13 protein-coding genes are annotated in these 12583 nt (G+C 73.4%); 8 read left to right on the top strand and 5 right to left on the bottom strand.

What is annotated here, in order from left to right:
• Window positions 1-100 precede the first annotated feature (100 nt).
• The gene (locus ABZ371_RS19870; RefSeq protein WP_358681186.1) at window positions 101-946 is read left to right on the top strand and encodes a fused MFS/spermidine synthase; all 846 of its coding nucleotides are present in this window, start codon (window positions 101-103) and stop codon (window positions 944-946) included.
• Here the strand turns inward: ABZ371_RS19870 and ABZ371_RS19865 are convergent.
• Both ABZ371_RS19865 and ABZ371_RS19860 read right to left on the bottom strand, forming a co-directional pair.
• Window positions 908-2233 (bottom strand): MFS transporter, encoded by a 1326-nt coding sequence (locus ABZ371_RS19865; RefSeq protein WP_358681183.1) that lies wholly within the window; start codon window positions 2231-2233, stop codon window positions 908-910. The two genes, ABZ371_RS19870 and ABZ371_RS19865, sit on opposite strands and share 39 nt — an antisense overlap.
• A gap of 66 nt (window positions 2234-2299) precedes the next feature.
• Window positions 2300-3352, bottom strand: a complete 1053-nt coding sequence (locus tag ABZ371_RS19860) for a hypothetical protein (protein WP_358681180.1) — start codon at window positions 3350-3352, stop codon at window positions 2300-2302.
• A gap of 109 nt (window positions 3353-3461) precedes the next feature.
• Here ABZ371_RS19860 and ABZ371_RS19855 point away from each other — a divergent pair, with 109 nt between their 5' ends.
• Together ABZ371_RS19855 and ABZ371_RS19850 are read left to right on the top strand one after the other, a co-directional pair.
• Window positions 3462-3899: a DUF4442 domain-containing protein gene (locus ABZ371_RS19855; protein ID WP_358681191.1), complete on the top strand. Its 438-nt coding sequence runs from the start codon at window positions 3462-3464 to the stop codon at window positions 3897-3899.
• A gap of 146 nt (window positions 3900-4045) precedes the next feature.
• Complete coding sequence (locus ABZ371_RS19850) at window positions 4046-4711, top strand: DedA family protein (RefSeq protein ID WP_358681177.1); 666 nt, start codon at window positions 4046-4048, stop codon at window positions 4709-4711.
• A 133-nt stretch (window positions 4712-4844) separates the two neighbouring features.
• Here the strand turns inward: ABZ371_RS19850 and ABZ371_RS19845 are convergent, their stop codons facing one another.
• Complete coding sequence (locus ABZ371_RS19845; protein WP_358681174.1) at window positions 4845-5375, bottom strand: gamma carbonic anhydrase family protein; 531 nt, start codon at window positions 5373-5375, stop codon at window positions 4845-4847.
• 174 nt (window positions 5376-5549) lie between these two features.
• On the opposite strand from ABZ371_RS19845, the gene ABZ371_RS19840 reads away from it, so the two are divergent.
• Both ABZ371_RS19840 and ABZ371_RS19835 read left to right on the top strand, forming a co-directional pair.
• Complete coding sequence (locus ABZ371_RS19840; protein ID WP_358681189.1) at window positions 5550-6347, top strand: acyltransferase; 798 nt, start codon at window positions 5550-5552, stop codon at window positions 6345-6347.
• Between the two features lie 507 nt (window positions 6348-6854).
• Window positions 6855-7454, top strand: coding sequence for an XRE family transcriptional regulator (locus ABZ371_RS19835; RefSeq protein WP_358681171.1), 600 nt, complete (start codon window positions 6855-6857; stop codon window positions 7452-7454).
• 173 nt (window positions 7455-7627) lie between these two features.
• Here the strand turns inward: ABZ371_RS19835 and ABZ371_RS19830 are convergent, their stop codons facing one another.
• The gene (locus ABZ371_RS19830; RefSeq protein WP_358681168.1) at window positions 7628-8446 is read right to left on the bottom strand and encodes an AAC(3) family N-acetyltransferase; all 819 of its coding nucleotides are present in this window, start codon (window positions 8444-8446) and stop codon (window positions 7628-7630) included.
• Between the two features lie 46 nt (window positions 8447-8492).
• Window positions 8493-8909, bottom strand: coding sequence for a CoA-binding protein (locus ABZ371_RS19825; RefSeq protein ID WP_358681166.1), 417 nt, complete (start codon window positions 8907-8909; stop codon window positions 8493-8495).
• Between the two features lie 116 nt (window positions 8910-9025).
• Here ABZ371_RS19825 and ABZ371_RS19820 point away from each other — a divergent pair, with 116 nt between their 5' ends.
• The 3 genes from ABZ371_RS19820 to ABZ371_RS19810 all read left to right on the top strand — a co-directional run.
• Window positions 9026-9661, top strand: a complete 636-nt coding sequence (locus ABZ371_RS19820; RefSeq protein ID WP_358681163.1) for a YigZ family protein — start codon at window positions 9026-9028, stop codon at window positions 9659-9661.
• 130 nt (window positions 9662-9791) lie between these two features.
• Window positions 9792-10958 carry an exonuclease SbcCD subunit D gene (locus tag ABZ371_RS19815; protein ID WP_358681160.1) on the top strand — a complete coding sequence of 389 codons (1167 nt, stop codon included), beginning with the start codon at window positions 9792-9794 and terminating at the stop codon, window positions 10956-10958.
• Window positions 10955-12583, top strand: a 1629-nt coding sequence (locus ABZ371_RS19810) for an SMC family ATPase (protein ID WP_358681157.1), incomplete at its 3' end; no start/stop codon positions are given. The genes ABZ371_RS19815 and ABZ371_RS19810, both read left to right, overlap by 4 nt.

The raw sequence follows: 12583 nt of genomic DNA, 5'->3' as shown, positions 1-12583 counted from the left end.
CTACCGAGGGGCGGGCACGCCGGGGCCCCGTCGCGCCCGGCCGCCCCGGGACCTTCCCGCCCGGGGCCGGCCCGCCCCCGGGACAGGGAACAATGGGGCCGTGAACGATCCCATACCCGTCCTCCGCGACACCGACTTCGGGACCGCCCGCCTGATGCCCGACGTGGACCGCGCACGGGCCTGGCTGCTCACGGTCGACGGGGCCCCGCAGTCGTACGTCGACCTCGACGACCCGGAGTACCTCGAATTCGAGTACGCGCGGCGGCTCGCGCACGTCGTGGACGGGGCGGCGGACCCGGGCGCGCCCCTGGACGCCGTGCACCTCGGGGGTGGGGCCCTCACCCTGCCCCGCTACGTCGCGGCGACCCGCCCCGGTTCCCGGCAGGAGGTCGCCGAGGCGGACCGGGGACTCGCCGAACTCGTCGGGGAACACCTGCCCCTGCCCGGGGGAGCCGGGATCACCGTGCACGGGGCCGACGCCCGGGCCTGGCTGGAGCGCGCACCAGCCGCGTCGGCCGACCTCCTGATCGCCGACGTCTTCGGCGGGTCGCGGGTGCCGGCGCACCTGACGTCCGTCGAGTACGCGCGCGAGGCCGGGAGGGTCCTCCGGGCCGGGGGGGTCTACGCGGCCAACCTGGCCGACAGCGCGCCTTTCGGCTTCCTGCGCTCCCAGCTCGCCACCTTCGGCGCCGTCTTCGAGGAGCTCGCGCTGATCGCCGAACCGGCGGTCCTGCGCGGCCGGCGGTTCGGCAACACCGTGCTCGTCGCCTCGCGCCGGCCCTTGGACATCGCCGGTCTGACCAGGGCGTGCGCCGCCGACGCCTTCCCCGCCAGGGTCCAGCACGGTGTGTCGCTCGCCCGGCTCACCGGAGCCGCGCGGCCCGTGCGGGACACCGAGGCGGTCGGCTCACCCGAGCCCCCGGACGGAGCTTTCGGCATCGGCTGAAACCGGGCCCGCCGCAGCGGGCACGGCGGTGCCGCCGCCCGCCTTCACACCGGTGGTGCGACGGGTGAGGTTGCGTACGTCCGGGACGAGCAGCACGCCCGCCGTCACCAGCACGATCAGCGCGGCACAGCCCCACAGGGCCTGGCTCCGGCCGACCAGCGTCTCCACCGGGCCGGCCGCCGCCGTGGCCAGCGGCACCATCGCCACCGAACCGAACCAGTCGTACGCCGAGACCCGGGACAGCTTCTCCTCCGGGATCTCCTGGTGCAGGGCGGTCATCCAGGACACCCCGAACACCTCGATGGCGACCCCGGTCACGAACATCACACCGCAGAGCGCGCCCACCGGCAGCGGGACCGCGAGCCCCGCCGACGGCAGCGCCAGCGGGAAGACGCACAGGGTCCCGGCCAGCAGCAGCCGACGCGGCTTCCACCGCGTCATCAGCAGCGCCCCGCCCAGGGTGCCGACCCCGAACGCGGCGAGCGCGAGCCCCCAGGGGCGCGCGCCGCCCAGCTCGTCCCGGGCCACGAGCGGCCCGTACACCGCCTCGGCGGCCCCGACGACGGCCACCACCACGGAGAACTGCAGGACGACGGCCCAGAGCCAGGGCCGGCCCACGACCTCCCGCCAGCCGTCGCGCATGTCGGCGAGCAGCCCGCCTCCCGGCGCCCGGTCGGGTATGTGGCCGACGTCGAGGAACGCGCGCAGCACGCCGGCGACGGCGAACGCCGCCGCGTCGACCGCGAGCACCCAGCCCGGATCCATCGCCGCGATCATGGCGCCTCCGAGCGCCGCGCCACCGATCGCCGCACCGTGCATGGACATGCGGAAGAAGGCGAAGGCGCGGGCGGCGTTCTCGCCGGTGACGCTGGACATGAGCATGCCCTCGGCAGCCGGATTGAAGAAGGCCTGGCCGGTGCCGCACAGGGCGGTCAGCAGCATCATCTGCCACAGGCGGGCGTCACCGGTCAGGACCAGCCAGGCGAACGCCGCCTGGGAGACGCAGTTGAGGGCGTTCGCCGCCACCATCACGCGGTGACGCGGCATGCGGTCCGCGATCGCGCCACCCACCAGCAGGAAGAGCACCAGGGGCGCGGTGCGGGCGGCGGCGACCAGTCCCACGTCACCGGCGTCGCCGCCCGACTCCAGGACCGCGAAGGCCGCCGCGATCAGCGCACCATGGGTACCCAGGCCCGTGATGACCGCGGCGGCTGTCAGCAGAGCGTAGTTGCGGCCGGCCCCCGGGGTGCGGGAGGCGCTGGGCGGGGCGGAGTGGGCGGAAGTCACCAGGGGACTATCCCCGCCCGCACCCCGCCCTGCCAAATGGATTCACCAGCTCAGGACCGTCAGGGGTCAGGAGGTGCTCTCCGCCAGCCGCACCGTGCTGAGGATCTTCTGGATCGTGGCGTCCGGGAGTTCGTCGTCCACACCGGCGTTGGCGTAGAGGACCCAGGTCGAGTACTCGCCCTTGGCGTTCCTGAAGCTGAACGCCGTCGACTTGCCGTCGGTGTCGCACTTGTTCTTCTTGGCCAGACCCGTGGCCGTGGCCGTCGCGACGCTGCCGGACAGACCCGACGTGGTCGTGTACGGAGTGGCCTTGCCGATCTTGACCTTCTCCTTGGGGTCCTCCTGGGCGTAGGCGGCCCATACCCAGTTGGCGGCTTCGTTGGCGGCGGCCTCGTCCGTGCTCTTGGCGCCCTGGGCGCCCTTGGTGCCGACGCCCGCGAGGCCGGTGTCCTCCTTGGAACCGTCCTTGTCGACGTCGTCGACGCACCACTTGCTCTTGTAGTAGGCCGGTGCGGTGAAGCCGGCGGCCGGCGTACCGGTCGGGTTCTTCACGTCCTCGAAACCGGAGAACACACCGCTTCCGGCGACCTCCCAGTCACCGGGCACGTCGAACCGCGTGCCCCACTTCGGGTTGGTCACCACCTTCCAGCCCGGAACCAAGGGTGCGGCCTCCTCGCCACCGCGCGGGTTCGCGGCGGGCGACGAGGAGGTGTCGGAGGGCTTCGCGGAGGGCGAGGACTTCTTGCCGTCGGCGACGTCCGAGCCACCCTTGTCGCCGTCCCGCTTGTTCATGACGACGACACCGGTGACGACGGCTGTCACCACGACCGCGGTGGCGGCGACGATCGCGACGATCGTCGTCCTCCTCCGGTCGTCCGGCCGCGGTCCACCGGGCGGGCCCGGCACGGAGTACTGGGGAACGGTGGGCTGCTGGTACGGGTTGGGCTGCTGGTACCCCTGTTCCTGCCCCTGCTGATAACCCGGCTGCTGGTGCCCAGGCTGCTGGTATCCCGGCTGCTGGTAGGGATTCGGCTGCTGGTACCCCGGCTGCTGGTACGGGTTCTGGTTCTGGTCCTGCGGGTTCTGCTCGCCCCCGGGCGGCTGCTGTCCTGGCCACATGGCCAGTAACCATAGAGGGGGCGGACGCCCGCTGCCACGGCCGCCCCTGTGAGGGGATGGTCAAGGACTGCTACTGGCTAGTAACATCCGGCTCATGAGCACCGAACAGATGACGGTCGGCGAGATGCTGTCCGCGAGCGTTCCGATGGTCCGCACCCTCAACCTCGAATACCTGGAGACCACCGCCGAGCGCGCTGTCCTCTCGTTCCCCGATCAGGCGGCCTACCACAACCACCTCGGCGGGCCGCACGCCGGTGCGATGTTCACGCTGGCCGAGTCCGCGAGCGGGGCCGTCGTCGTCGCCGCGTTCGGTAACCAGTTGGCGCGTGCCGTCCCGCTGCCCGTGACCACGGAGATGTCCTTCAAGAAGGTGGCCATGGGCGCGCTCACCGCGACTGCCACGCTGGGCCGCCCCGCCGCCGAGGTCGTCGCCGAGCTGGACGAGGGCAAGCGGCCCGAGTTCCCCGTCCGGGTCGAGATCCGGCGGGCCGACGGCGCCGTGACGAGCGAGATGAGCGTGGTCTGGACCCTGCGCCCCAACCGCTGACCGCGGGCACCGGCACCACGCGCCCCGACCGCTGACCGCCGTCACCGGCACCACGCGCCCCGACCGCAGGCCCCGTCGGCCCGGTAGGCTGCCGCCGTGCACCCCCGTGGTGCGCGGCGGCAGATCGTTTACGGGAGGAACCGGCGTTGCACGTCCAGGAGTGGCTCGAGACCGTCCCCGCGCTCAGTATCTACCTGCTGGTGGGGGTCGTCATCGGGCTGGAGAGCCTGGGCATCCCCCTGCCCGGCGAGATCATCCTCGTGAGTTCGGCGCTCCTCGCCTCCCAGCACGGCGACATCGATCCCGTCGTTCTCGGCGCCTGCGCGTCGGCCGGGGCGATCATCGGTGACTCGATCGGCTACGCCATCGGCCGCAAGGGCGGGCGGCCCCTGCTCGCGTGGCTCGGTGGGAAATTCCCCGGGCACTTCGGCGAGGCGCAGATCGCGATGGCCGAGCGGTCCTTCGAGAAGTGGGGCATGTGGGCGGTCTTCTTCGGCCGCTTCGTCGCACTGCTCCGGATCTTCGCCGGGCCGCTGGCGGGTGTCCTGCGCATGCCGTACTGGAAGTTCCTCATCGCCAACGTGCTGGGCGGCATTCTCTGGGCGGGTGGCACCACGGCCGTCATCTACTCGGTGGGGGTCGTCGCCGAGGCGTGGCTCAAGCGCTTCTCCTGGCTCGGCCTGGTGGTCGCCCTGCTGATCGGCCTGGTCTCCATGCTGGTGCTCAAGAACAGGGCCAAGAAGGCGGCGGAGCAGTCGGCCGGCGCCCCGGCGGGGACGCCCGAGCCCGACTCCGTGCCGGTCGCCGACTGATCGGCCGGGGCCCGGGGGCTCCGGCCGGCGGGTCCGGGTCCGGCGGATGTCGGCAGGTTGGTTCGGGCCGGCGGGTCGCGCTCGCGGGGGACGTCGGGCGACGGGGCCGCGCCCCGGTGAGCGCCCGGCGGGATCAGTCCTCGTGTGCTTGGCGGTGCGCCTTCGCCAGCTCCACGTAGCCCGCCGCGTTGAAGGCGATCCCCTCACGTTCCTCGGCGGTCAGCTGCCGCTTCACCTTGGCGGGCACACCCGCGACGAGGGAGCCCGGGGGCACCTGCATCCCCTGGGGCACGAGGGCCTGGGCGGCGACCAGTGAACCCGCTCCGATCCGGGCGCCGTTCAGCACCGTGGCGCCCATCCCGACCAGTACGTCGTCCTCGATGACGCAGCCGTGCAGCACGGCGTTGTGGCCGACGGAGACCCGGGCCCCCACGGTCAGGGGGAAACCCGGATCGGTGTGCACGCTGCAGTTGTCCTGGATGTTGCTGTCCGGGCCGAGCGAGATCGGACCGCAGTCGGCGCGCAGCACCGCCTGGTACCAGACGCTCGAACCGGGAGCCAGGGAGACCTCTCCGACGACGACGGACGTCGGCGCGACGAAGGCGTCCGCGTCGATGTCCGGTTCCTTGCCACCGATGCCGGTGACCAACGCCTTCTCTGCCATCGCCTGCCCCTTCGCTTCGGATGTGGTGCACACACGCTCACGCGCCGTGGCGCCAGGGGAACCGTAGTGGACGGCGCGGAAGCCCCGGGGGGTGGGGTGAACATCACAGGCGCCGGGCGGAGCCGTGCCCGCCCGGCCGACTACCGTGAGCGGGTGGCGAAGAACCGTGAGCGGGTGCCGAGGAACGGAGACGCGGTCTCCTCCCTGGCGCGATGGAGGCGTCGTGTCCTGACCGGTGCGGTCCACCGGGGCTGGGCCTGGCTCCAGGAGACCGGAGCGGTCACCGCGCAACGCCCGGGGAGACTGCGGTTCGGCCGCATCGGACCGGGGACGCGGCTGGCCTTCCCGCAGGGCACGGTGTTCGGGGAGCGGTGGATCGAGCTCGGCGACCACTGCATCATCGCCGAACAGGTGACGCTCACCGCCGGGCTGATGCCCGACCTGGACCTGGGCCCGGAGACCGTGCTGACGCTCGGCAACGGTGTGGTGCTGGGCCGCGGCAGCCACGTCGTCGCCGACACCACCGTGTCGATCGGATCGGACACGTACTGCGGCCCGTACGTCTACATCACGTCGACCAACCACAGTTACGACGATCCCGAGGAGCCCGTCGGCCGGCAGTGGCCGCGCATGGAGCCGGTCGTCATCGGTCCCGGGTGCTGGATCGGCACGGGCGCGGTGATCCTGCCGGGCGCGAGACTCGGCCGCAACGTCGTGGTCGCGGCGGGCGCCGTCGTCCGCGGAGAGGTCCCCGACCACGCGGTGGTCGCGGGAGCGCCTGCCCGGGTCGTCCGGACCTGGGACCCGGACAAGGGCTGGCAGCCGCCGTTGCGCACGCCCACGCCGGTGCCGATCCCCGAGGGGGTCACCTCCGAGCAACTGCGGGCCGTGGCGGACCTGCTGGAGGACGGCGGGCCGGGGGCCCAGCGCCCCGACGCCGACGGCGTGCCGGTGCGTGGCGGGGCGGAGTAGGCCCTGCCCGTGGGCCGCTCGCCGGACATGCTCCGCCAGGGCCGCGGCCACCGCGGCGGACGGCAGTGGCTCCCCAGCGTGGGCCTATGGCCGCACGGAGGTCATGGACACGGACTCGCCCATCGAGGCCGCGGGGGGAGAGCCGCGCCCGCCGTCCCGAGGGGGCAACCCATCGCGGGCTCCCGGCGCCGGCCGTGGCCGCGAACCGCTGGACCTTCACCGCGTCGATGCGCCCCCCGTCGCATGACGGCGGCGCCGTGCGCCACGGCGGCCACGCTCTGGAGGATGGCAGCCGACCCGATCGGCGCGGGTGTGTGCCGGTGAGCTGCGCGCCCCTGAGTCCGCCGGCCATCGAAAAGGCTGGTGACTCAGACCCCCGGAACCGCCTGTGGCCAGGGCGGACAGCGCTGTCGTCACGTGCCCCGCAGTACAGTGCGGGCGTCGGTCCGGTGCGCCACACCGTAGTGCAGTGCTTCTCACCTCCTCATCCAGGATTTTGGACGGAATGTGTCTGACCTCGACCAGCTCACCCAGTCGCTCGCGCGGAACCTCAAGCGCTGGAGAGGGGAGCGGGGCTTCACCCTGGACGCCCTCGCCGCCCGCGCCGGAGTCAGCCGGGGCATGATCATCCAGATCGAGCAGGCGCGTACGAATCCGAGCGTCGGTACCACCGTGAAGCTCGCGGACGCCCTCGGCATCAGCATCACCACCCTTCTCGACCACGAGCAGGGCTCGCAGGTGCGACTCGTCCCCGAGAGCAAGGCCGTGCGCATGTGGTCCACGGAGGCGGGCAGCTCCACCACGCTGCTGGTCGGTACGGAGGCGAGAGGGCCCATCGAGCTCTGGTCCTGGCACCTGATGCCCGGCGACAGCAGCGCTTCCGACCCGCACCCCGACGGCACGGTCGAACTCCTCCACGTCACCTCGGGCGAACTGACCCTGGTGGTCGACGGCCGGGCGCACGCGGTACCCGCCGGCACCTCGGCGACGTTCGAGGCCCACGTACCCCACAGTTACCGCAACGACGGCGCCGAGCCCGCCGAGCTGACCATGGCCGTCTCCATCCCGCCCGTGCGCGGAGAGGCCGTGCGCAGAGAGACCAGGTGACCGCCGGGCGCCGACCGCCGCCGTCCGGGTGCGCCCGAACATCCGGGCACCTTCCGCGACGCGGCTCCGGCCGTGCCCCCGGCCGCCCCTCTCGGCCGTGACGAGGCCGAGGCGGCCGGCCGGGACGCGCCCCGCCGAGCGGACCGCCCGCACTGTCCGGGGCTTCCGAGCGGTCACCGCGAACGGCGGCGGTGACGCACCAGCCAGCCCGTGGCGAAGTCCACGGCCGCGCGGAGGCGGAAGAGGCGGCTGGGTGCCGCTCCGACCGGCCCCCTGCGCACGGGCCCTGGCGCGGCGGCCTCGAAGTCCGCCCCAAGAGCAGCGAAGTCGCTGTCGTCCAGCTCGATGTCCTCGTACTCCCACCACCGGCGCCCGCCGTCCTGTGCGACGACACAGCGGTAGAGGCGGCGTGAGGACGACGGCACCCGGTACTCGGCGAGGTGGAAGGCGCTGCAGGCGCCGAAGCCCGTCCCCAGCAACAGCACCTGGGCGTCGGCTTCGTACAGCCGGGCGAGAGGGGAGTCCTCGCCCAGGTGGCAGTCCGGGCGGTGCCGGGCGAGCAGCGCCGCCGCGGCTTCCCCGACCGCGACGAACGACGTCTGCGGATGTCCGCTGCGGACCGCTCCGGGGGCCAGCCGCACCGTCTCGGCCAGCCGCCCCATGGAGAGCGCGGGCGTGGCCGCCCGGTCGAACGGCGGCATGGCCGCCCGCAGAGCCGCGCGCCCCTCCTCATCCAGCCCCCGGACACGGTCGAGGTAGGAGCGTGACGTGTCCGAGTTCTCCGGCGTGAAGGAGGGGACGACCAGAGTGCCCCCCGGTCCCAGAGCCTGACGCAGGGCATGGGCCATCGCCCGGGCGCCGCCTCCGGCGGAGCGCATGGAGGCATGCACCAGCAGCACGCCTCCCCGCTCCACCCCGAGCTGGTGCAGCTGAGCCGCGACCCGGTCGCCTGCCCGGGCACCGACAGCGGGATGCTGTGTCACGGCGCCCATTCTTCCCGCCGGGAGGCGGCCGCGGCACCACGCCTAGGCGGACGCCTCAGGGACGGTGGCCCAGGCGGGGTATCTCGATCGCGGGGCAGCGGTCCATCACCATGTCGAGCCCGGCCGCGCGGGTGCGCGCGAACGCCTCCTCGTCGATCACTCCGAGCTGGAACCAGACAGCCTTCGCGCCGGCGGCGACAGCCTGGTCGGCGACCGGGCCGGCCGACTCGCTGTTGACGAAGACGTCCACCACGTCGACGGGAAAAGGCACGTCCGCCAGCGAGGCGTAACCCTGCTCGCCGTGCACCGGCTCCGCCTTGGGATGGACGGGCACGACCCTCTTTCCGAAGCGCTGAAGCACCTCCGCCACCCCGTAGGCCGCCCGGGAACGGTTGGAGGACAGGCCGACCACCGCCCAGGTGTCGCCCGAATCCTGAAGAATCCTGCGGACCGTCTCATCGTCTGCGTACATGCCCGGACAACGGACGGTGCCGCCCGGCCATTCCCCACGAACGGGTGAACAGCCCGCCGGACCGGGGCCCACCCACGGGTTAACGGCCCCGGCGAACGGGCGCATAGGGTGGGCGGATGCAGGAGGAGTACCGGACCGTCGCCCGCGCGGGCGTGCACGAGACCGAGGTGAACCGGTCGCGTTTCCTCTGCGCGCTCGCCCCCGCCGCCACCGAGGAGGAGGCGCAGCGGTTCGTCGCACAGGTCCGCAAGGAGCACCCCACCGCCACGCACAACTGCTTCGCGTACGTGATCGGCGCCGACGCCTCCGTGCAGAAGGCCAGTGACGACGGGGAGCCGGGCGGAACCGCCGGCGTCCCCATGCTCCAGATGATCATGCGCCGAGAGGTGCGCTACGCCGCCGCCGTCGTCACCCGCTACTACGGCGGCGTGAAGCTCGGCGCCGGCGGGCTGATCCGGGCTTACGGGGGAGCCGTGGGAGAGGCGCTGGACGCCGTGGGCACGGTCACCCGGCGGCGGTACCGGCTCGCCACCGTCACGGTCGACCACCAGCGGGCGGGCAAGCTGGAGAACGACCTGCGCACCACCGGCAGGAGCGTGCACGACGTGCGGTACGCGGAGGCGGTGAGTATCGGCGTCGGGCTCCCGAGCGCCGACGTGGAGGGGTTCAGGGCATGGCTGGCCGACGTCACGGCCGGCTCCGCCACGTTCGAGCTGGGTGGCGAGGCGTACGGGGACGTCCGCCCCGGATGACAGGTCGCGTGCCACGCGAACGGCGTGGCCGGCACCGCGGCGGGACGTCCGCGCGGGCGGAGTCCGGGCCCACGCGGTCCCGGGGGCGGAGGAGAGGGAACATGCGGGTGGGCGCGAGTGGAGTGACGGCATGAGGATCCTGCACACCTCGGACTGGCACCTGGGCCGGTCGTTCCACCGGGTCTCCATGCTCGACGCCCAGGCGGCCGTGCTGGACCACCTCGTGCGCACCGTGCGGGAACGGGAGGCCGACGTGGTCGTGGTGGCGGGCGACGTCTACGACCGGGCCGTGCCCCCGCTCTCCGCGGTACGGCTCTTCGACGACGCCCTGCACCGGCTGGCGGCCGCCGGTGTGCCCACGATCATGATCTCCGGCAACCACGACTCCGCCCGCCGGCTCGGCGTGGGTGCCGGACTCATCGCCCGGGCCGGCATCCACCTGCGCACCGACCCCCGCGCGTGCGCCACCCCCGTCGTGCTGGCCGACGCGCACGGCGACGTGGCGTTCTACGGGCTGCCCTACCTGGAGCCCGCCCTCGTCCGCGACACCCTGGGCGCCGCGAAGACCGGCCACGAAGCGGTGCTCACCGCCGCCATGGACGGGGTGCGGGCCGATCTGGCCACCCGCCCGGCCACCACCCGGTCCGTCGTCCTCGCCCACGCCTTCGTCGCCGGCGGGACACCCAGCGACAGTGAACGCGACATCACGGTCGGCGGTGTGGCGGCCGTCCCCGCCGGGGTCTTCGACGGCGTCGACTACGTCGCACTCGGCCACCTGCACGGCTGCCAGACCGTCACGGAACGCGTCCGGTACTCGGGCTCACCGCTCGCGTACTCCTTCTCCGAACACGCCCACCGCAAGACGATGTGGCTGACCGACCTGGGCGCGGACGGGAGCGTCACCGCCGAACGCGTCGACTGCCCGGTCCCACGCCGTCTGGCGCGCCTGCGCGGACGGCTCTCGGAGCTGCTCGACGATCCGGCACTCGAACGGCACCAGGATTCCTGGGTGGAGGCCACGCTCACCGATCCGGTCCGCCCGGACGAGCCGATGGCCCACCTGCTGAAACGCTTCCCGCACACGCTCAGCCTCGTCCTCGAACCGGAGCGCCCCGCCGACGACCCGCTCGCTTCCTACGCGCAGCGGCTCAAGGACCGTGACGACCAGCAGATCGCGGAGGACTTCGTGGCCCACGTGCGCGGCGGCAACGGCCCCAGTGAGCCGGAGCGCGCGGTGCTCAGGGCCGCACTCGACGACGTACGGGTCGCCGACGGTGTGAACGAGGTGGCCCGTTGAGGCTCCACAAGCTCACCCTCACCGCCTTCGGTCCCTTCGGCACCACCCAGGAGATCGACTTCGACGCCCTCTCGTCGGCAGGCATCTTCCTGCTGCACGGACCGACGGGCGCGGGGAAGACCTCGGTCCTGGACGGTGTCTGCTACGCGCTCTACGGAGCGGTGCCCGGCGCCCGGCAGAGCCCCGGGACCTCACTGCGCAGCGACCACGCGCCGGTCGGCCTCCCGACCGAGGTCCGCCTGGAGCTGACGGTCGGCGGGCGCCGCCTGGAGGTCACCCGGTCGCCCGCCCAGCCCCGCCCCAAGAGGAGGGGCGGCGGCTTCACGACGGAGAAGGCCCAGAGCGGGCTGCGCGAGTACCACCCCGACAAGGGCTGGCAGGCACTCAGCCGCTCCCACCAGGAGATCGGCGAGGAGATCGGCGGGCTCATCGGCATGAGCCGGGACCAGTTCTGCCAGGTGGTACTGCTCCCGCAGGGCGACTTCGCCCGCTTCCTGCGCGCCGACGCGGAGGCGCGCGGCAAGCTGCTCGGCAGGTTGTTCGACACCCGCCGCTTCGCCGCCGTCGAGGAGCGGCTGGCCGAACTGCGGCGCGCCGCCGAAGCCAGGGTCCGCTCCGGCGACGAACAGGTCCTCGCCCTCGCCCAGCGGATCGCCCAGGCGGCCGGTACCGCGGCGGGCGAGGCCGAACCGCCCGCGACCAGGCCGGGCGAACCCGGACTCGCCGAAGGGGTGCTGGAGTGGGCCGCGGTCGCGCGCGGCGCGTCCCGTGAACAGCTCGACATCGCCCGGTGCGCCCTGTCCCGGGCGGAGGACCGGAACGCCACCGCCCGCCTCGCGCTCGAGGCGGAACGCGAGCTCGCCAGGCTCCAGCAGCGGTACGAGGAGACCCGACGCCGCTCCGCGGCACTCGAGGAACGCCGGCCGGAGCACGAGCGCTGCCTCGAACAGCTGGCACGCGCCCGCAAGGCGGACCTCGTCGCTCCCGCCATCGAACTGCGCGACGAGGCCGAGCGGGACCACCGCGTCGCCGGTGAGGCCCGCGAGCGCTCACGTGCCGAGCTGCCCCACGACCTTTCCGAGGCGGGGGTCGAGCAGCTCGCCGCCAGGGAACGCGCGCTCAGGGCGGAACTCGGCGCGCTCGAAGCCGCCCGCCGCGCCGAACGGCGCAGCAGGGAGATCGACGCGGAGCTGACGGCCCTCGAACGGCAGACCCTCGCCGACGACGAGCTGATCCAGGAGGCGGCGGACTGGCTGGCCGGCTGGGACACCACCCGGCAGGCGTTGGGTGAGCGCGTCCAGACGGCCCAGGAGGCCGCGACCCGTGCGGAACAGCTCGTGGGACGCCTCGGCCCCGCCCGCCGGAGGCTGGACGCGGCACGACGCCGTGACGCCCTCGCCGGGGAGCTGGCGAGGGCCGAGGCGGGCCTGGCCGCAGCCCGGGAACGCGCCCTGGTGGCGCACGAGTCCTGGCTGGAGCTGCGTGAACGGCGGCTCCGGTCCATCGCGGCGGAACTGGCCGCTCAGCTGGCCGACGGGGTGGCCTGCGCGGTGTGCGGATCGGCCGACCACCCGCAGCCGGCCCGGGCAGGCTCCGGCCACGTGGACCGGGCGACCGAGGAGGCC

Source organism: Streptomyces sp. NPDC005899 (genome assembly GCF_040629645.1).
Lineage (GTDB): Bacteria > Actinomycetota > Actinomycetes > Streptomycetales > Streptomycetaceae > Streptomyces.
Note: the sequence above shows the minus strand (reverse complement) of the source record. Positions and strands in the feature narration are given on the sequence as shown.

Excerpts from the sequence above, each read along its gene's own strand:
- ABZ371_RS19860 (WP_358681180.1), bottom strand. The coding sequence starts at position 3,352 with ATGTGGCCAGGACAGCAGCCGCCCGGGGGCGAGCAGAACCCGCAGGAC.
- ABZ371_RS19855 (WP_358681191.1), top strand. The coding sequence starts at position 3,462 with ATGACGGTCGGCGAGATGCTGTCCGCGAGCGTTCCGATGGTCCGCACC.
- ABZ371_RS19845 (WP_358681174.1), bottom strand. The coding sequence starts at position 5,375 with ATGGCAGAGAAGGCGTTGGTCACCGGCATCGGTGGCAAGGAACCGGAC.
- ABZ371_RS19830 (WP_358681168.1), bottom strand. The coding sequence starts at position 8,446 with ATGGGCGCCGTGACACAGCATCCCGCTGTCGGTGCCCGGGCAGGCGAC.
- ABZ371_RS19825 (WP_358681166.1), bottom strand. The coding sequence starts at position 8,909 with ATGTACGCAGACGATGAGACGGTCCGCAGGATTCTTCAGGATTCGGGC.
- ABZ371_RS19820 (WP_358681163.1), top strand. The coding sequence starts at position 9,026 with ATGCAGGAGGAGTACCGGACCGTCGCCCGCGCGGGCGTGCACGAGACC.
- ABZ371_RS19815 (WP_358681160.1), top strand. The coding sequence starts at position 9,792 with ATGAGGATCCTGCACACCTCGGACTGGCACCTGGGCCGGTCGTTCCAC.